Here is a 19,513-nt window from a genome sequence, read left to right on the forward strand (position 1 = left end):
CTGCTGACCGGAAGCTGCTTTTGCGAATGGCGGCCGATTTGACCACCAAATCGTTCTTCGTGGTCAAAAGCGTCACCATTCGCAATGGGGCCGTTCGGTCGGCGCTTGTCGACGCTCGCCGGTGTTCGCCGATGTTCGCCGACGTTTGTCGTCGTTCGCGATGCTTGCCATGGGGCGCGATAGCCGTTTTCGCGGCGGCGTTGCCGTCCTCTTCTGTTTTGCGTGCGTCGTCGCTATACAATGGTGCAGATTAAAAAAACGCTGCAGTAAACGCTGCCGACCAAGTGGCATTCGAAGGAGCGATTATGGAAGAAGACGTGTGCACGGCAAGCTTCGATGAAGCGGCCGGATTGCCCGAATTGCTCGGCATCGAGCAGGTGAGCGATGGCTGGATTAAGAAATATATTCTGACGTATCGCTTGCCGAATGGGCGCGAGCTGAAATATGACGTGGTTTCGCGCAAGGGCCTTGAGGAATATCGCAGCGAAATCGAGACGCTGGGAACCGTTGCGCCCCAGGTTGATGCGGTGTGCATTGTGGGCCATACGGCGAACGATGAATTCCTGCTCATTCGCGAATTCCGTTTCCCCATGAATCGCATGTGCGTGGCGTTTCCCGCTGGTTTGCGCGAGCCTGGCGAGGACATCGTGGAATGCGCGGCCCGCGAGCTGCGCGAAGAAACCGGCTTCGATTTGGTACGCGACGAGTGCGGTCAGCCGGTGAGCGCGCGTGCATGCGTGCAGCCTGGTTTTTCGTCGCTTGGCATGGGCGACGAGAGCATCGCCATGGTATTTGCCGAGGTAGAACGTGTGGCCGATCCGCGCAGCGAGTCGACCGAATTTATCGAGTCATTCCTTCTTCCGCGCGCTGAGGTGCCGGCGTTTCTGCGCGAGAATCGCGATCCGCTTTCCATTCGTTGCCAGCTGGTGCTTGAGATGGTGGTTCAGCCGCCGTTCGAATTTGGCGTGAAGGCGGGTGCGTAAGTGGCGCAAAACGAGCAGTTTCAAAACTCATCGCACGATAAACGTGGTGCGCGTGATGGCCAGGGTGGCCAAGAAGCGCGTCGCTCGAGCGCACGAGGCGATTTCCGGGGGCGAGATTCGCGCAAAAGCGGGCCAAGTGGTCGCGGTGCTTCGCGTGGCAATGGCGCGTCCCGTGGCAATGGGGGGTTCCGCGGTGAACGGGGATTTCGTGGCAATGGCCGACCCCATAACGATTGGGGGTCCCGTGGCAATGGCGCGTCCCGCGGCGCTCGCGGCGATGTTGAGCTGACGGCCACGGAGCCCGCTTTCGAACCGTTGCCTGCGCAGTATCCCCTCATGGTGGGCAACATCGACGGCGGGCGCAAAGTCGAGGTGCTGTGTCGCGACAAGGGCGCTGATCAGTTCGCGGCGCGTCTTCGCAAAGTGGCGAAAGACCGCCGCAAGTGGGCGCGCGACAACGACATTTCGTGCTATCGCGTTTACGATGCCGACCTGCCGGATTTCGCTGTGGCTATCGACCGATATGACGGCGTATGGAAGAGTGAAGGCGAGAGCTGCCTGGTCATAGCTGAGTACCAAGCGCCGAAATCGATTGATGCAGCCAAAGCTGCCGCCCGTCTGGACGATGCGGTGGAAATTGCTTCGGCAACGCTCGGCATTCCTCGCGAGCGCGTGTTCTTGAAGACACGCCGTCGCGAAAAAGGCGGCGGGCAATATACCGACCAGCAAAAAGAGGGGCATGTGCTCTATACGCAGGAATCGGGCAACGTGTTCGAGTGCGACCTGGGTTCATATTTGGATACGGGCATTTTCCTCGATCACCGCGTGACGCGCGAAATGGTTGGAAGTATGGCCGAAGGCAAGTCGTTTTTGAATCTGTTCTCGTACACGGGTACCTGCACGGTTCATGCGGCGGTGGGCGGCGCAAAATCGACGCTTACGGTCGATTTATCGCAGACCTATTTGTCGTGGGCACATCGCAATATGGAATTGAACGGCTGCGATGGCCCCGAGCACGGATTCGTGCGCGCCGATGTGTTGCAGTGGATTGAACGTGAGGCGCGCGGGTGGCGCCGCTTCGATTTGATTTTCGTGGACCCGCCTACGTTTTCGAATTCGAAGGCCATGGGCAAAAACACTTGGAGTGTGCAGCGCGATCACGTGAAGCTGCTGACGAATGTGGTGCGCTTGCTCGAGCGCGACGGCGTAGCGGTGTTCAGCTGCAACCTGCGCAATTTCAAGCCTGATGTTGAAGCGCTTGCCGAGGCGGGCGTGGCAATTGAGGATATTACGCCGCAGACCATTCCGCACGATTTCGAGCGCAATGCCAAAATCCATTGCTGCTATTTGGTGCGCAAGGCCTAGGCGGAAGAAGGCGGACTGGCCTGTGCTCGACTTCTTTCCACAGATAACGGAAGTTGTTTATTGATGCAATGTGACGGTTGCACGAAAATGACGCCGATGAAGGCAGCTGACGTTGTTGGTGCGAACAATATTTTTTTGCATGCGGAAGGGGAATCGGAATGGTTGACGAGAAGCTAATCGAGAAGATGTGGTGCAACGTTCCTGAAGCGCCTGAGTTCCGAGAGAATATTGAGATTGTCGAGGTAAGCGAGCCTGGGTATGTGCATTTCACGATGGACATTCCCAAAAGCTTGGGCAATTATCGCGGCGGTATCCATGGCGGCACGGGCTATTTCATTGGAGAAATCGGCTGCGGGTTCGCGACGTATTCGTTTGGCGTGAACAACGTGTGCAATTCCGCGAGCATCAATTTCTTCAAGGCGGTGCCGTGCTGCAAGGTCGACGTGACGACCGAGCCTTTGCATAAGGGCCGCTCGACCGCCGTGATTCGCGTGACCACGCGCGAGGCGGCGACGGGCAAACTGCTATTCCAGTCGACGCACAATATGTTCCTCATGGGGCCGATTGAATAAGCGCGCGAGGTCACTGGGCAGTGGCTGGTTTCGTGTGGGCGACGTTTGGGCGGAGCTTCTTCGATTGGGGCGTCTGGTTACGTCTTGCAAGCCCGATTTTCGAGCGGTCAATCTTCGGCGCAGCCGTCCCCAACCGTTCGTTGGGTGCGACGTTTGCGCCGGGGAACCAAAAACGCCGGATGCGTATGACGCATCCGGCGTTTTTGCGTTGGTTCGCGTGCTTTCGTGCGCAGGTTGTTAGCGTCGTCGTAGCTAGCGAAGGGCGAGTGGTGTTGAATGGGACGGCTCCGAAGAATAGGGACCGCCCCGCGTTTGGATGCCGAAATTCTTATTACGATTGACGAGCGAACGAGCGCTTTACCCTGATTATGAAGAGCTAGCGATTGGCGAGCATTCTTGGAAATTCGGCTTTGCATTAATTGCTGAGGCTGTATGCATTCCTTTTTAAGGCACCTAACATGTTGCGGGGTGGAACAGCCTGGTCAACTCGTCGGGCTCATAACCCGGAGGCGTAGGTTCAAATCCTGCCCCCGCAATCAATAACACCAGTTCACAGGCTCAAGCTTGTAGCCTTTTTCTTTGTCTGGACCCCCAAGTGGTCCCAAAGTGGTCCCAAACCCCAAGAAGTACCAAACTTTCATGGTTCCAACACATGCTTGCGTGACAGCAGTTGCAGCTGTGGCAGGTATGTAGGGATGCCCCTGAATTTGCAACAGAACGCACCATCACTATGGTAAATGGCTATTTGGCAGAGTATCTTAAGTCTTGCGCAAAACGGCTATACCGTGAATACGAACGAGATGAAGAAGCGGATTTGCCAGAAGGCTGGCATTGGACGACCATTGGCGAGATATCCGAGATGGTATGCCGGGGCATAACGCCCAAGTGCAACGACGAGCCCGATGAGCTAATTCTTGGCCAAGCCTGTATTCGAAACAATCTAGTTCTACTCGAGAATGGCCGCCTGCATGCCCCGAGAAAGATTATCGAGAAGTGGCTTAGGAAGTACGACTTGCTGATTAACTCGACGGGCGTCGGTTTTCTTGGAAGGACCGCTCAAGTTTGGTTTGATCCTTCAAGGCTCGTTGTCGACTCCCACGTCACCATCGTTCGCGCAGCCGACTCGAGGCGTGCTCTTTACATGGGATTCTGGGCGTTTAAACACGAGCGTTATATTGAATCTCTTCACACCGGAAGCACGGGCCAAACGGAATTGCCACGCGATCACGTGAAGGCAATTCGTCTTGTGCTTCCCAGCGATGCAGAACTTGAAAAGCTCAACGCCGTTGCGCAGCCGGCAGTTGAGCTGATTGTCGCAAATCAAAAGGAATCGAAACGGTTGGCCAAATTGCGTGATACGCTTTTGCCTAAGCTCATGTCGGGCGAGATAGGCGTTTCAAGTGTGGCAATCTAGGAGTGAGACTGTGAACAATATTCCGCAAGTTATTGATCTTGTTTCTATCGAGCTTACTGGTAGTGAATTTCGCACGGAGCAAGAATCCGCATTAAGGCAAAAGCTTAAAACTGAGCCCTTCGCGGTAATGGTGCGGGGGCAACAGTCGATTGCTGCAGGGGTTGGCTTAAGTCAAAGCCTGGTTGTGTTTGTGTCTAACGTTATTGTTCCGGGTCTTTTGTACGACCTTTTCAAGTACGTGTTGTCGAGGACTTTCAAAGCGCTTAGCGAAACGATGAGCTCTGATGTCCCTCTTAGTAGGGTGACTTTCAAAACAAGGGACTGTGACTACATTATTTCGTCGAACTGTAATGCTGGCGTCTATAGCGAATTAGTCGATTACAATCAGCTGCTTTCTCGAATGGAATCATTTACTAAACGCGAAGAGAAAGACAACCGTCCTGTTGCCAAGATTGAAGCTCCGTGCGATATACGGATCGAAGAACATGGATGGGAAGCTGTGTGCTGCGGCGTTGGCAACTACTCACTTTGGAAAGTCGAATACAAAAGTGGCGACAAATGGCCGGAAGCTTTGTTTGACGCAGCCAATGAAACGTTTATAGAACTAGTTGATGACGAAATTTCTTGCCCAGAAGATAAATTCTATGCTGGGCAAGAACCTACTGAATAGTTCATCTAGGAGCAGGTGACATAGATGGAAGATGCAGCTATTACGGCAATTGCGACAGCGGGTTCTCAACTCGCCGTCCTCGCCGCAAAAGGAACGGCTACTCAAGTTAGCAATAGATTTCAGGCTATTAGGCAGAAGAAAACCCACGAGGAACTTTGCAACTCGTACGAAGAACTAATAAATGAATTAGTCGCTGAGCGCGCTCAAGCGATCGCTATTGCTCAGGCATACGAATCAGAGTTGAACAGGTACGAGATAACAGACGAGGATATTGAACACCTGCAAAACACGGTTGGGCATGCGCTAGACATCCTGAAATCCTTCTCGCCCGATAGTGATTTCTCGAACTTCGAGCGGTTCAAATCCCTCCTGTCTGTCGATACGCTAAAAGCTATGCAGCTTCTGGGATTTGACTACAAGAAGGCGATAGGCGACCCCTTGACTGAGGTATGTGCGGATGCAATCCGTGTGAATCTGGGCCAGAAAAAAACGACTGCCAACCGCAATAACCAGAAAAAGCGTAACTAAGCTAAATAGCCAGTTTCCCAAGGCTTGGCTCAGCAGGTGCCTTCCTCGTTGTTGGGATTGGATCTGCCATCCAGAACTTGCAATGAGGGTAGTTGCGCCGGTCTTCGTGGGGGGCGTGAAGCGTTCCAATTTCATCGTGGCTTCGGCTGACGTTCTGATGGACATGGGTGTAAATCTGCAGCACGTCGTGCTTGGCATCCACGCGCTTCTCGTAGGGGGAGTTACGGGATCCATCTCTGTGAAAACCGTATATAGGAAGTAAAATGGCTTCGTTCGTTTAGCTCAAGTTTCTAGGATTGCATATGAAAGATTGCTACAGCGTCACTACTTACTCGGTGCAAAGCATTCTCGGACTTATAGAATCCGGTGACATCGCGATTCCTGAAATCCAACGACCCTTCGTATGGGACAGCACCAAAGTTCGCGACTTGATTGACTCTCTTTACTATGGATATCCGACAGGCTATCTGATCACCTGGAAGAACCCTGATGTGAAAATCAAAGGCGGCGGCGTCGCAGAGGGCAAGACGGTGCTTATCGACGGTCAGCAGCGTGTGACTGCGCTCACCGCCGCGCTCGCGGGTAAAGCCGTGCTTAACGAAGATTACGAGTCGAAGCGCGTAAAGATAGCCTTCAACCCTCTTTACGAAGGCGAGGATACTCCCTTTGCCGTACTTACGCCGGTGATCGATAAAGATCCGCGCTGGATATCGGACATCGCCGAATTCTTCGCCCCCGATTTCGACTCCTGGACATTCGTCAACGGATACATCGAGGCGAATCCCGGCTGCGATCCCAAGGTCGCGAACTCGAGGATTACCGATCTTAAGGCGATAGCAACGCGTCAACTCGGCTGCATCGTCGTGGCTGCTGAATGCAGCATCGACGAGGTTACGGACATCTTCATCCGCATCAATTCTAAGGGCGCCGTTTTATCTCAAGCCGACTTCGCGATGTCTAAAATTGCCGCCGATGAGGCGCACGGTGGCAACATGCTGCGTAAGGCCATCGACTATTATTGCCATTTGGCCGCCAAACCTGAATTCTGGACCACCATTAGCCAGAACGACGCTGAGTTCATGAGATCTGAGTACGCAGACAAGTGCGAATGGCTCAAAGACGACAAAGATGACATTTACGACCCCGACTACAATGACGTCCTGCGCGTCGCGTTCATGCACATGTTCGGCCGGGGCAAACTCGCCGACCTGGTATCTCTTCTTTCTGGCCGTGATTTTGAGGCTCGTGATTTCAAGGGCGAGATAGCGGACGCCTCCTTCGCCAAACTGCACGACGGCGTGATTAAGTTCATGCGTAAAAGCAATTTCCAGGACTTTACCGCCGCTCTTCGCTCTGCGGGATTCGTGTCTTCGTCGATAATCGGATCCAAAGGGGCGGTTAATTTTGCTTACAACTTGTACCTTACCCTGCGAGAAGATGACTCTGTGCCTTCGACCGACGTTAAGCGCTGGGTGCAGCGTTGGTACGTGATGTCCATCCTTACGGGGCGTTATTCGGGCTCGTCGGAATCTATCATGGATCGCGACATGCGTCGTATATCCGAGCAGGGATTCATCCCGTTCTACAACGAGGTCGTCGCATCGCAGCTTTCCGACAATTTCTGGGAAGTCGCCTTGCCGCAGAGTCTCGTTACGACCTCGGTGCGTACCGGCGCATGGATGGTCTACGTGGCCTCGCAGGTTCGATCAGCTGACAACACCCTGTTTACCAACGGGTTTAAGGTGGCCGGCGTCATCGGCAACGTTGGTGATATCCACCACATCTTCCCAAAGGCGTATTTGAGAAAAACGATCGACGCGCCGCAACGCCTCTATAATCAAATCGCAAACTACACCTACCTCGAAAAGCGCATCAACATAGCGATTGGCGAAATGCGTCCCGGCGAGTACTTTACTAAGGCACGCGAAGCCATTGCGGCAGAAGACAAGTATTTCGGCGACATCGCCACCGAGGCGGATCTTATTGCCAATCTCAAAGCGAATTGTATTCCGGAAGGAATATTCGATATGGGTGCGGCCGATTACGAGGGCTTCCTTGCTCAGCGCCGTATCCTTATGGCTAGAAAAATACGTGGCTACTACGAGAGCCTGTAGTTTCGATTGAATGGCAGAGGCTGTCACGCCGTCTGAACAGCTTCCTATTTCTCGTGTCCAAGGAATGGGAAGCTGTTCAGACTGGTGGGCGGGGTTTCTCCACCGCGACCTCCTTTATGTGACCGTTACGTTACAGATCAAGCGCGCCGCCATGGTGCGTGTGCTACTGACCGACGGCTAAGCGATTACAGAGAAGCCTGCTTCCTCAGGTACTTCCTGCTTCGACTTGTTGACGATGCGGTTGGCACTGCGAACCCGGCTTCCACAAGCTTCTTGACGTGATAGCGGGTGCTGGGAACGGTCTTCCCGATCATCTCTGCGAGTTCTTGGATACTTAAAGCCTTGTCGGTTTGCAGTATAGAGAGCAGGACGTCTTCCACTTCCGGCGTTGGGTGCTGGCCGGTATCGTCAGCGAGCATCTTGTAAGTGTCTGCATATACATGGGAGACTATGCCTTCCCTCTCGAATCGGGAGGCAGTCTCGCGGATCTCGTCAGAGTCGATCATCAGGGTTCTATGGAGTTCCTGAAGCGTTGACGTGCCCAATTTTTTCATGGTGAGAAGCAGGGACTGCTCGTGTTGCGATAGCTTCCGCTTGGTTACGCGACTGATCCATTCGCGGTTCACTGCTATCTCCGTTCCGCTCCTGCCGAGCCTTACCTTGAAGCTGTCGATATTTGCCTTGAAATCTGGTGCAGTGAGCGTCTTCGACTGCATTGCCCTGATCATGAAGGGTACGCCGCCTCCGCCGCCTTCGGCGGGCCTGCCAGTCCCTCCAGGCAGCTCGACTGCGGACATCAAGCGCATGAGCGCCGCATTCCTGCAAAGCGAGGTTCCGTCTGCTATGTTGTCGAGAGTCTTGCCGCCCCAGAGACCTCCGGGGTTCGTGATTTCTACCCTGTCTGGATAGATGTCGACTGTGACGGACTGGCCCTCATGGCGGGGTCCGTATTCTCGGTGGATGACTGCGTTTGCGATAGCCTCACGCAAGACCTCTTCGGGAATCTCCAGCTCGTCTTTTCTGCCAGCTCCCTCTATGACGGATATTCGCCTGAGGTTCTTTGCGGTTGCCGCAACGGCGTCCTCTATGATCTCTCCAAGCTCTCCTTCGCATACCGTTCTGTCTAGGTACCGGGGCCCCGTCGGGGTTGACTTCTCGATGTCGGGATGGACCATGACGTCGACGGCCAGCTTGGGGAAGAACTGCTGCGGGTAGTTGCCCGCAGCAAGGAGGCCGCCAAGTCTGATCTTGCCGTTTTGATCGGTTATGTTCAGCCGAGCCATCTGGACTTGCAGGGTCTTGGCTCCACGCAGCGCTTTGGGATGATTTATCTTCTCGTTTTCGATGATTTTTCTGATTGTTTCTTTGTTGAGGTCGTCGACGGATGCCTCCAGGACGATTTCCTTGTCCGCAGGTGATGGCACCAGTGCGTTCTGCAAAGCGAATATCTCTGTCGCCGAGAGCTTCATGTCCTTGTCGGCAACACGCTTGTAGCTACCGTTTTCCACTCCGCGACTCGTGATGAAGCAGGGCTTTTGCGCGAGGTCTACCTCGGCTACTCGGATGGCGAGGACCTGTCTTCCCTCGAAATCAACTCTCGAGAGGTTGTATTGGGGCGGATTGGTCAGCTTGCCGTCTCTCGGTTGCATGCCGGAGACAAACTGCTCGATTGACTTATCTATGTCAAATTTCGGGGGAATAGTGAAGCCGTTCTCTTGGTCCAGACCAAGGAGAATGAGACCGCCCGAGGTGTTGCCAAAAGCGCTCACGCTTTCCCACACGTCGTTGCTCAGTTTTGTTTCGCACTTCTTTGCCTCGATGTTTTCGTCATCGTTGTGCTGGATGCGCAGCCTTTCGACGACCTCCGTCAGCTCTTCCGGACTCATTGTGCTCCTTGCCTGACTGGCGCTCTCTGTTTCAATAAAATATTCTAGCACCTCACTAAAAGAATCTTCATATCACTCAATATTTTTAGTGATAAATAGAATTTTTAACTGGTATGCGAGGATGTGGTTTTTTGACAGTTAGCGTTCAGAGCTCGAATCGCTTTTGCGTATTCAGTGCGGGGCCTTGGCTGTGCTCTCAAGAGGGACTATCTCCAATACTGAGGGTCCTCACTAAAAATTTGATTGAGGTTTTTAGTGACAAGCTAAACCACTTTAGTGAAGGAGATAGTCGTGTCGGAATGGTGGCGGGCTTTACAGTCCCAGCACACTGCCGATGGTGTCGGCGGCCCCATCGGCATCGCTTTTAGCGAATGGTGATGCCTTCGGGCAAATCGATTGCGCGGAAGTCGAATTCGTCGTCTTCCTGTTCCTCGGCGGGCGCGACGACCTCTTCAGCGACGGGCGCGGGTTGGCCGAACGCCTCGTCGAACGCATCAAAGCTTGCGCGCGGCACGGCGAACACGATGGTTTTGATGGCGCCAGGGTGAGCTGCGATCCATTTCTGGAAAAGCTCGATAACCTGGGCGGGTTGGAAGCCTTGGCGTCCGCATGCGTAGGCATTCACGATGAGCGTTTCGATTTCGTTGGCAGCCGCGATGTTGAGCATGGTTTCGATGCGGGCCGCCAGGCAATCGAGGCATTCGCGTTCGGAACGATGGTTTTCCAGGGCGCGCTCGCGGTTGGGCTCGGGCACGGCGATGACGTTCGCCTCGCGAATTTCGCCTTCACGAATGAAAACGACGTTCGGCAGGTACATCGCGCGGCTCGTGAGCAGCATGCCGCACATGTAGCTGTGGTTTTGGTCGTGGTAGGTCGATTTCATACCGCACAGAATGGGGTAGAGGTTGCTTTCGGAACACAGAATTTGCTCGGGGCCGAAAGAGCCGTCTTCGTAGGCACCGCCGGGGCGCGTGTAAGAAACGGGGTCGACGATGGCGGTTTTGCCTTGTGCGCGGCGAAGCGCGGTGGTGGTGAAATCGGTGGTCACCTGGGTTTCGGTTGCCTCGGCTGTGGGCTCGGGCAATTCGAGCGCGAGCGCGTCGCCGTCTTCGTAGACAACAGCGGCATCGATGGTCGCCTGGGTTTCTTTGGCGAATGCTCCTTTCATAAGAGCCAAATGCTTGGCGGCTTCAGCGCGGCGTTCGTCGCGAGTGGGCATGATTTCCTCCCTTGGTCGGAATTTCGATTTCGCCGTCGATTGTAGTTGAATGCGCGCCGCACAACAACGCAGCCCAGCCGCATGTCGCGCAATTGCAATGTTGGGAGTCAATAGCTTCTAAAAAGCTCCTACATTGAAATAGAAGCAAGCTTTTTAAACGAATGTTAGTAACTAAGAGATATATAAGTATATAAAAGTTTCTCATATAGAAGCGACCATTCGCGCCTCCGGAACCCGGCGGACGTAACGTTTTCGTAGCGGCGATGGCGACAGGTCGCTGTGGGCTAAGCGTGCGTTCCAGGCGCAAAAGCTGACTTCTTTGTTTCTACCTGCGTTTTCTTCAGAGGGTTCGTAAATACGGCCCTCTTTTTGCGTGTCGCGTCGCACATGCGAACCTTCCGGCGTCAAGGCTTTCTTTGTAGGAAATGAAAGTAGATCGCGGCCCATTTTGGCCATTTTCGTTGCGAAATGGCACTTCCGCAGAAACAAAAGGGATCGAATAATCATGGTGACTATCTTTGGGCGAAAGGAACCGTGCATGAAAGTAGGAAGGGTCAAGCAATGGGCGCATAAGGCGGGAAGCATGAAGGAGGCCACACCATGAAGCGATTGAAAATGGCGATTGCGGCGCTGCTCGCATTCGCACTGCTTCCCTTGATTGGGAGCACGGCTTTGGCCGACGAATCGAGCGCGTCGTCGCGCGCGGAACAGATTCGCGCGGCAGCAAACATTGAGACGATCGCCGACGCATCGACGATGGGCGATTGGTCTGGCGTCGTCGAAAATACGACCCAAAATATCGGTCGTATTTGGACCGACAAAACGGTATCGACTAACGATATTGGCATTTCAGGTGCCATGAGCGCTACGGTTTCTAAGGGCGATTCCGATTTCATCACGGCGCTTTCGGTGCTTTCTTCTACATCGAACATCGCGTCGACGTCGACCACGCCGCTCGACATCGTGCTTGTGCTCGACGCATCGGGATCTATGGATGACGACATGACCGGCGGAAAACGCATCGATGCGCTGAAGAATGCCGCAAACGCGTTTATCGACGAGATTGCAACGCAAAATGCGAGCATTTCCGACGCATCGAAGCAGCATCAGGTTTCTATCGTGAAGTTCGCCGGCGAGAAGTCAAATAAGGTTGGCAACGACACGTATCGCGAGGGTAGGTACACATACAACTACAGCCAGGTCATGAAAAACATGACGGCGTGCAGCGAAACGACGAAGAGCTCGTTTAAAGACACCATCAACGCCATTAAACCGGCGGGTGCTACGAATGCGGCTGCTGGCATGGAGCTTGCGCAGGGTCAAACCTCCAAGCGTTCCGATGCAAAAAAGATTGTGATTTTCTTTACCGATGGTACGCCGACGACTCAAAGTGAATTCTCGAATGGGGTTGCCTCTGACGCCATTGCCGCCGCGAAAACCATGAAAGACGCGGGCGCCTCGGTGTATACCATCGGCATTTTTGATGGCGCGAACCCGAGCGCCGATGTGAATGCAACCACCAACGAAAACAAGTTCATGCAGGCGGCTTCGAGCAACTATCCTGCAGCTGCCTATACCTATACACAATACTGGTTGAGTGGCGAGTGGAAGTGGAGCTTCGGCAATCGCGCTGAAGGTTCCGACTTCTATAAGTCTGCTTCGAGTGCCAGCGAGCTCTCGAAAATCTTCGAAGACATCTCGAAGGAAATCGTGAAGGGCGCGGGCTATCCCACCGACGCTCGCGAGGGCTTTGAGATGAGCGATGGCTACATCACGTTCGACGACTCGCTGGGCTCGTACATGCAGGTTGACGCGTTCAAGGCGGTTGTGGTGAACAACCATGTGTTTAGCGACGTGACGAAAACCACGACCGATACCGCCGACACCTACACATTTGCAGGCACGACCGAACTGAACGGCAAAACTGCGAGCCTGGGCAATATCGTGATCACCGTGACGAAATCGAGCGATGTGGCCACAGGCGATAAGGTCCAGGTTAAAGTTCCCGCGGGCCTTATTCCGCTGCGCAACTTCAATGTGAACGAAACTGCGGGCACTATGACGGTAAGCGATACGTATCCGCTGCGCGTTTTCTTCACGTCGAGCATTAAGTCCGATGCGCTTGCGCTTGTCGCGAACCCCGATGAAGCCATGGCGAAATACATCGCGGCCAACACCGAAAACGGCAAGGTGAATTACTACGCGAATGCGTTCACCCCGGGTGCCGCGTTGGGCGATACCGTTTCGCACTTCAATCCTTCTAAGGGCAATGCGTATTACTACTTCACGAGCGATACGCCCATTTATGCTGACGAAGCGTGCACGCAGCCTGCGACTCGCGGCGCAATCGAGGCGGGCGGAACGCATTACTACCAGTATCATTTCTTTGCGATGGGCGAAGGCGACAAGGCTGTCGAGAAAACCGAGGTCATCAGCTTCCCATCTGGCACGGCCGAGCAGTTCTCGGGCGCCATTGCGTACGACGCCAGCGGCAATGCCTATTTCAAGGCCGGCACGGCACGTTTGACGTATATCGATGAACTCGCGAAGTCGAAGGCGGAAAATATCACCGGCACGGCGACTGACGTGCTGAACCCGAAGTGGAACAGCGAGACGTCGACCTCGGCTGCGACGACGGTTATTCCGCATTTGGGCAACAACGGCAAGCTGTCGGTTGAAATTCCGGGAACGTTGGCGGTTTCGAAGACGCTCGATATGCCCGAGGGTTTCGATGCGGCCGCTTATTCCGACAAGTCATTTGATTTCGAGCTCACGGTAGAGGCTGCGGCGGGTAAAACGCTGCATGCCGAAGTGAAGAACGCTGCGGAAGACGTGTGCGGCGACCCGTTTGAGCTGACGTTTGACGAGAATGGAAAGGCAACGCATTCGATCAAGGCCGATGAAACGCTGTACGTGTATGGCGTTGCTCCGAATGCCGCCTATTCGGTTGAGGAGCTGCTGAATGTGCCTGCCGACGACGGCTCGCTGACGCATGCGAACCCTGGTTTCTCGCAGACGTCTCCGGCTGATGCCGAAGGCAAGGCGATTGCCGCGACGGGCACGGTTGTAGCGGGCGAGGTTGCGAAGGCCGAGTTCGTGAACACGTATGCCGCGCAGGGTACGCTGAAAGGCGAAACTGCGCTTGCGGGCGCGAAGACCCTCAACGGCCGCGATTGGCTGTCCAGTGACAAATTCACGTTTGTGCTGAAAGATGCCAACACGTCTGTGGTCGCTCCAATGCCCGAAGGTGCAAGCGATGGCGTGGCTCGTCTTGAGGTAACGCAGCTCGAAGGCACGCCGACGGGCACGCAAGTCGGTTTCCATTTCGGCGACATCGTGTACACGCAGCCTGGCACGTATATCTACCAGATTTACGAATCGGAAGAAATGAGCACCGTTAACCCGGGCGTTTCCATGTCGCAAGCTTTGTACGAGGTGAAAGCTGTTGTCGCCGACAAGCATGATGGCACGCTTTCGGTTGAATCTGCTATGACGAAGCTTGCGGACGATAACGGCGTTGAATTCAAAACTCCCGAGGCCGCCGAGCTCGCTGCGTTTACGAACACGTTCAGCGACAAGAGCGTGACGTGGAACCCGAGTGGTACGAAAACGTGGAACGACGCAACAGGTCAGCGCACGCTTGAGTCGGGCATGTTCTTCGTGATGGTGAAAACGACTGACGCTTCGGCTCCGTTGCCTGAGGAGGATGGCGTCGAGGCCGTGACGGGTAAAACCGCCGCCGGCGTTGACTACCGCGGCGTGGTGTCGACAGTTTCGGCGGGCGGAGGCATCGCGTTCCCCCAGGCGACGTTCAGTCTGAGCGATTTGGGTGGCGCGCAAAGCAAGACGTATGTCTACGAAATTACTGAAGTGGTGAAGGTCGGCAATGCGTGGGTCGATGCGAAAGACCTGGCTGCTGGCCAAGGTTTGCCCGGCGTGACGTATGACCCCACAGTGTGGCAGGCGACCGTTATGGTGAAGAGCGAGGTCGTGGGTGATAATGCCCATATCGAGCTGAGCGTTGCGTACTCTAAGCAGGGTGCCACGACCGATGCGGAAGCTGTTCTGAGCGACGCGAAGGCGTTCGCATTCGAAAACATCTACAGCCCCGAACCCGCTGTGGCCACGATTTCTGGCGCAAAGGTGTTCGAGGGTCGTGCGATGACCGAAGCTGAGAGCTTTGGGTTCAGCCTGGTGCCGGCTAACAAAGCCGCGACCGACGCGTTCGGCGCCGATTTTGCGAAGCAGGCAACGGTAAGCGGTTTGGCGAATGGCGATTCGAAGACTTTCAACTTCGATGAACTGTTGTTTAACAAACCTGGCACGTACACGTTCAAAATGGTCGAGAACGCTTACTGCGGCGAGGCGCTGAATTCCGAAGCTGCGCAGTCGAGCCATATCGCGTTTGATGCCCATGAATGCACGGTAACGGTTAAGGTGACCGACGACCATTCGGGCACTTTGCAGGCCGAGGTCTCTTACAACGGTGGGGCGACTTTTACCAACGTGTATTCCGAGGAAAAGACGTACGGTAGCTTTGGTGGCCTTGCGGTGGAGAAGACGCTTGAGGGTCGCACGATGCATGCGGGCGAATTCGCCTTTAGCATCGAAGGAGCCGATGATGCCTCGAAGGCGCTGCTCAAGCGCATTGACGAAGGCTGCGGTGGCGTGCTCCAGTTCAGCAACCCGAACGATTGCGCCGCAGGCGTGGCCGACGTCATGAAGCCAATTGACGGCATCAAGTTTACGCAAGCCGACGCGGGCAAAACGTTCGAGTTCGTCGTGAGCGAAGTTGTTCCCGGCGACGGTGGCAAGCTTGCAGGCGTGACCTATGACGAAGCGACTCATAAGGTTGAGATTGCCGTAAGCCTGGAGGACGGCATAAGCCTTGACGTGGCGACGTATGTCGACGGCAAGCTGGTCGAAAGCGGCACTCCGACGGTGGCTTTCACGAATACCTACGCACCGGCAAATACGGAATATGCCACGACGAACTTCGGTTTGAACAAGGTTCTTGAGGGCCGCGATTGGATCGAAGACGATAGCTTCTCGTTTGAAATTACGGCCGAAACCCAAGGCGCTCCCATGCCTTCCGGCGGCGCGACTGCGACTGCTCAGTCGACGAGCGCTAAAGATGGCGAGGCAGTGGTGTTTGATTTTGGCAACATCACGTTCACGACGCGCAATATGGTTGTCGATGGCAGCGCAGTCACGAGCAAGACGTTCGTCTATGCCGTGCGCGAGATTGTGCCCAACCCCGCGAAGGTTGGTATCCAATACAGCACGAATGTCGCGAAGATTTATGTGACGGTGACCGACGACGGCGAGGGCCACCTGGTTGCTACGTCCTCGACCGAGAACGGCACATTCGTGAACAAGTACGAAACAAGCCTCAACTACACGGCTGCTGGTGGACTGACGCTGACGAAGACCTTGAACGGCCGCGACATGACCCAGGGCCAGTTCCAGATTCAGGTTGTGCCTAACGACGAGGCGTCGGCTGCAGTGCTTGGTCTGACCATGAACGGCAAGGTGTTCGATATGCCTGCTGCCAAGGATGGTAAGGCGGCGAGCGTGCCAGTGTGCAGCGATGTGGAATTCACACAGCTCGACGCGGGCAAAACGTTCACGTATACCGTTTCCGAGCTTGGTAAGGCGGGCGGCGGCTACATCTTCGATACGGCAGTTCGCACCGTGACGATTTCCGTGAGTGACGATCCCGCTACGGCAACGCTTACGGCGACCACGACGGTTTCCACCACCGTCGACGCTGCGACGTATACCTACAAGACAGGCGAAAGCCCGGCCGCCGATGCGGCAAAGGTTGCGTTTGTAAACAGCTATTCCGCTTCGGGAAGCGTTGATGTGAATGCGACGAAAACCCTGAGCGGTCGCGCGCTGGTTGAAGGCGAGTTCGCCTTTGGCGTGCGGTATGCCAACGGTGAAGCGGCGGGTAGCGACGTGCTTACGGCAACGAATGCGGCCGACGGCACGGTTGCGTTCGGCGCGCTGAATTTCGACACGCCGAAACTGAACGAGCTGGTCGCGAAGGGCTCTGCCACGAAGATGACGAGCGACGAGGGCGTTGCGACTTGGACTATTCTGTGTGTTGCGTACGAGAAGACCGATGGGCTCTCCAATCGTGGCATTACCGCAACGACTCAGTCGATTCCGTTCACCATCAATGCTGTCGATGCCGGTTCTGGCGCGCTTGCTGTGACTATCGAGGCTGGCGATAAGGGGTTGGCTTTCGAGAACACGTACGGAACGGGCGATGCGTCGGTGAGCGTGACGGGCGTGAAGCATTTGAGCCGCGCCGAAGGCTTGACTCCGAACGACATCACGGACAAATTCACGTTCTCCATTACGGCGAACGAGGATGGCGCTCCCATGCCCGAACGTGTGACCGCGACGAACGATGTTAACGGAAGCATCGATTTCGGCAAAATCGTGTTTACGCTCGATGCTCTGAACAAGGCGCTGGGCGCCACGCAGCAAGGAGCGACTGCTGACACTGGCGCGGCAAGCATTCAGTCTGCAGCTCCTGCCGCGAATGATGTTGTGGCTGCGGGCACGACCGCGGGCGTCGGGGTTGCGGGCGATTCCGCAACGCCTGGGCAGGCGGCGACGGGCGATGATCTTGCTGGCAATGCTGCCGATGGTGCGGCGAATGCCGACGGCGCTGGCCAGGGTGCGGTTCCTGTGAGCGACGATGCGGTTGGGCTTGCTGCGGCGGGCGGCGCTGAGCCTGCAGCGGTTGACATCGCTTCCGGCACAAGCGATGCAGCTCCGAGCGGCAATGCCGACAACCAGGCGACAGCTCCTGCGGCTTCTGTCAACGCTGCACCGACTGCCAATGCGGCAACCGATAATGCGGCGGCGAGCGTTCAGAGTGCTGCTCCTGCGGCGCAAACTGCCACGGTTCGCTCCCATGTGTTCACCTATACGATTACCGAAACCGGCAGCGCGCCTGGTGTTACCAACGACACCAGCGTGAAAACGGTGAGCTTCAAGGTGACTGATAACGGCAAGGGCGAGCTGACGGTTGAACGTGTCGGCGACGAGACCAAGCCGATGTTCGAGTTCACCAATGCGTACAGCGTTACCCCCGTTGATTCGAGCGTAACCGGCCAGATTACGGTCTCGAAGTCGCTCGTGGGGCGCGAGCTGGTCGAGGGCGAGTTCCTTTTCGAGCTAGTTGAAAACGGTCAGGTTGTGGCGCGGGGCGCGAATGACGCTGTGGGCAACGTGGCTATGAGCGCGGTTAGGTATACGACGGCTGGCGAACACGACTACGTTCTGCGCGAGGTGGGCGCTGGCACGACGCATAATGGTGTGACGTTCGACGGCAAATCGATCGCGATTCACACGAGGGTGGTCGATAACGGCGAAGGTAGCTTGGTGGTTGAGCATGCACTCACCACGGATGATGCCAATGCTGCGTTTGTGAATACGTACGCGCACAGCACGACGAGTGTGGTACTTGGCGCAACGAAGGTGTTGAGTGGCAGGGCCTTGGCCGATGGCCAGTTCACCTTTGTGCTGACTGCGGAAGACGGTACGGTTTATCAGGCGAAGAACGATGCTGCGGGATCGGTTGCGTTCCCCGCGCTGACGTTTGCGGAGCCTGGCACCTACGTGTATACGATTTCCGAGGTGAACGATAAGCAGGCGAATGTGACCTACGATACCGCGACGTACCGAGTTGTCGTGAACGTGGTCGACGATGGTCAGGGGAATTTGGTCGCGACGGTGACTTACGACGATGGCGCGGCCCCGACGTTCAAGAATTCCTATACCGAGCCGTCTGCTCCTACGCCCACGCCGGGCGGTGGCGCAACGACGCCGAAGAATCCGGTTGCGAAGCTGTTCTCGAAGACGGCTGACGATGCTGGGTTGATGCTTGGTGCGGCTGCGGTTGCGGCTGGGCTTGCGCTGGTGGTGTGCGGCGCGGCTGCTTGCTGGCGTCGTCGCAGCTAGCGAAGGGCGAGCGATAGTGAATGGAACGGCCCCGAGGAATCGGGGCCGTTCTACGTTTAGGTGCCGAAGTTCTTATTGCTTGCAAGGGACGAGCGATCATTCCGCGTTTGGGTGACGAAATTCTCATTATGATTGAGAAGCAACTGCCTATCTGGCCTCGATTGTGAAGAACTGGTGATTGGCGGGTATTCTCGGAAATTCGGTGTTGCATTAATCGCCGAGGCTGGTAATATATTTTCTTGCCTTAAGGCACCTAACATATTGCGGGGTGGAGCAGTCTGGTCAGCTCGTCGGGCTCATAACCCGAAGGTCATCGGTTCAAATCCGGTCCCCGCGACCAAAAGTTTTAGCAGGTCAGAGCGGTAAAAGTTCTGGCCTGCTTTTTTTATTTTCGACTCTCGAATTCACTCCTGGAGAAGAATTTGAGAAGAATAGTTTTCGCAATCCCTGGCAATAAAAGCAAAAATCCACCGAAAATTGTGGAGATTTGCGAAATTGGGCGTTTTTCGAAAGTAAAACACTTTCGGCGGGGAAAGAAATCTTGATATTCCGGATATGTGACGGTGCATTACCTACAATGCGGCCGTCCAGGCTGCCTGTGGCGTCGATTTTGGTGGCGATGAGGAAAAATCGACGTGCGCCTGTTTAGGCAGTACGCCGAAAAGCTCGCGAGCGATTGGCCCAGAGGGCGTCGATGCTTCTTCTTGGATTTTCGCTGTATGCGGCTCTCCTGCTCGGCTTATTCAATTTGTGGCGCGCTGTATTATGAATCGACGTGACCT

General features: G+C 55.3%; 12 protein-coding genes and 2 tRNA genes. 12 read left to right on the forward strand and 2 right to left on the reverse strand.

The genetic code is table 11. The features are described from left to right. Window positions 1–305: 305 nt before the first annotated feature. The 10 genes from ACWI8T_RS00620 (at window position 306) to ACWI8T_RS00665 (ending at window position 7,646) form a co-directional block, all read left to right on the forward strand. Complete coding sequence (locus ACWI8T_RS00620; protein WP_449137556.1) at window positions 306–983, forward strand: NUDIX hydrolase; 678 nt, start codon at window positions 306–308, stop codon at window positions 981–983. Window positions 984–1,035: 52 nt separating this feature from the next. After that, window positions 1,036–1,272, forward strand: coding sequence for a hypothetical protein (locus ACWI8T_RS00625; protein WP_449137557.1), 237 nt, complete (start codon window positions 1,036–1,038; stop codon window positions 1,270–1,272). A gap of 47 nt (window positions 1,273–1,319) precedes the next feature. Continuing rightward, complete coding sequence (locus ACWI8T_RS00630) at window positions 1,320–2,348, forward strand: class I SAM-dependent methyltransferase (protein ID WP_114615375.1); 1,029 nt, start codon at window positions 1,320–1,322, stop codon at window positions 2,346–2,348. A 158-nt stretch (window positions 2,349–2,506) separates the two neighbouring features. Further along, window positions 2,507–2,920: a PaaI family thioesterase gene (locus tag ACWI8T_RS00635; protein WP_302853309.1), complete on the forward strand. Its 414-nt coding sequence runs from the start codon at window positions 2,507–2,509 to the stop codon at window positions 2,918–2,920. A gap of 462 nt (window positions 2,921–3,382) precedes the next feature. After that, window positions 3,383–3,456 (forward strand) — tRNA-Met (locus ACWI8T_RS00640). Between the two features lie 209 nt (window positions 3,457–3,665). Further along, a complete protein-coding gene (locus ACWI8T_RS00645) occupies window positions 3,666–4,334 on the forward strand; it encodes a restriction endonuclease subunit S (protein ID WP_418949335.1) in 669 nt (222 codons plus the stop codon). Window positions 4,335–4,344: 10 nt separating this feature from the next. Further along, window positions 4,345–5,004 carry a hypothetical protein gene (locus ACWI8T_RS00650; protein WP_418949334.1) on the forward strand — a complete coding sequence of 220 codons (660 nt, stop codon included), beginning with the start codon at window positions 4,345–4,347 and terminating at the stop codon, window positions 5,002–5,004. Window positions 5,005–5,028: 24 nt separating this feature from the next. After that, window positions 5,029–5,532 (forward strand): hypothetical protein, encoded by a 504-nt coding sequence (locus ACWI8T_RS00655; protein WP_418949333.1) that lies wholly within the window; start codon window positions 5,029–5,031, stop codon window positions 5,530–5,532. Window positions 5,533–5,647: 115 nt separating this feature from the next. Beyond that, window positions 5,648–5,794: a hypothetical protein gene (locus ACWI8T_RS00660; protein WP_449137558.1), complete on the forward strand. Its 147-nt coding sequence runs from the start codon at window positions 5,648–5,650 to the stop codon at window positions 5,792–5,794. A 40-nt stretch (window positions 5,795–5,834) separates the two neighbouring features. Continuing rightward, window positions 5,835–7,646 (forward strand): GmrSD restriction endonuclease domain-containing protein, encoded by a 1,812-nt coding sequence (locus tag ACWI8T_RS00665; protein WP_449137559.1) that lies wholly within the window; start codon window positions 5,835–5,837, stop codon window positions 7,644–7,646. Between the two features lie 185 nt (window positions 7,647–7,831). Here the strand turns inward: ACWI8T_RS00665 and ACWI8T_RS00670 are convergent, their stop codons facing one another. Then, a complete protein-coding gene (locus tag ACWI8T_RS00670; protein WP_449137560.1) occupies window positions 7,832–9,532 on the reverse strand; it encodes an ATP-binding protein in 1,701 nt (566 codons plus the stop codon). 364 nt (window positions 9,533–9,896) lie between these two features. Further along, window positions 9,897–10,751: a TIGR02452 family protein gene (locus ACWI8T_RS00675; RefSeq protein WP_449137561.1), complete on the reverse strand. Its 855-nt coding sequence runs from the start codon at window positions 10,749–10,751 to the stop codon at window positions 9,897–9,899. Window positions 10,752–11,351: 600 nt separating this feature from the next. Here ACWI8T_RS00675 and ACWI8T_RS00680 point away from each other — a divergent pair. After that, on the forward strand, window positions 11,352–18,731 hold the full coding sequence (locus ACWI8T_RS00680) for a Spy0128 family protein (RefSeq protein ID WP_449137562.1): 7,380 nt from the start codon (window positions 11,352–11,354) through the stop codon (window positions 18,729–18,731). Window positions 18,732–18,993: 262 nt separating this feature from the next. Continuing rightward, a tRNA-Met gene (locus ACWI8T_RS00685) sits at window positions 18,994–19,071 on the forward strand. Window positions 19,072–19,513 lie beyond the last annotated feature (442 nt).

The organism is Slackia sp. (genome assembly GCF_977041755.1).

Bases quoted from the DNA above. Each gene is read 5' to 3' on its own strand.
- ACWI8T_RS00665 (WP_449137559.1), top strand. From the start codon at position 5,835: ATGAAAGATTGCTACAGCGTCACTACTTACTCGGTGCAAAGCATTCTC.
- ACWI8T_RS00655 (WP_418949333.1), top strand. From the start codon at position 5,029: ATGGAAGATGCAGCTATTACGGCAATTGCGACAGCGGGTTCTCAACTC.
- ACWI8T_RS00675 (WP_449137561.1), bottom strand. From the start codon at position 10,751: ATGCCCACTCGCGACGAACGCCGCGCTGAAGCCGCCAAGCATTTGGCT.
- ACWI8T_RS00620 (WP_449137556.1), top strand. From the start codon at position 306: ATGGAAGAAGACGTGTGCACGGCAAGCTTCGATGAAGCGGCCGGATTG.
- ACWI8T_RS00630 (WP_114615375.1), top strand. From the start codon at position 1,320: ATGGTGGGCAACATCGACGGCGGGCGCAAAGTCGAGGTGCTGTGTCGC.
- ACWI8T_RS00635 (WP_302853309.1), top strand. From the start codon at position 2,507: ATGGTTGACGAGAAGCTAATCGAGAAGATGTGGTGCAACGTTCCTGAA.
- ACWI8T_RS00670 (WP_449137560.1), bottom strand. From the start codon at position 9,532: ATGAGTCCGGAAGAGCTGACGGAGGTCGTCGAAAGGCTGCGCATCCAG.
- ACWI8T_RS00680 (WP_449137562.1), top strand. From the start codon at position 11,352: ATGAAGCGATTGAAAATGGCGATTGCGGCGCTGCTCGCATTCGCACTG.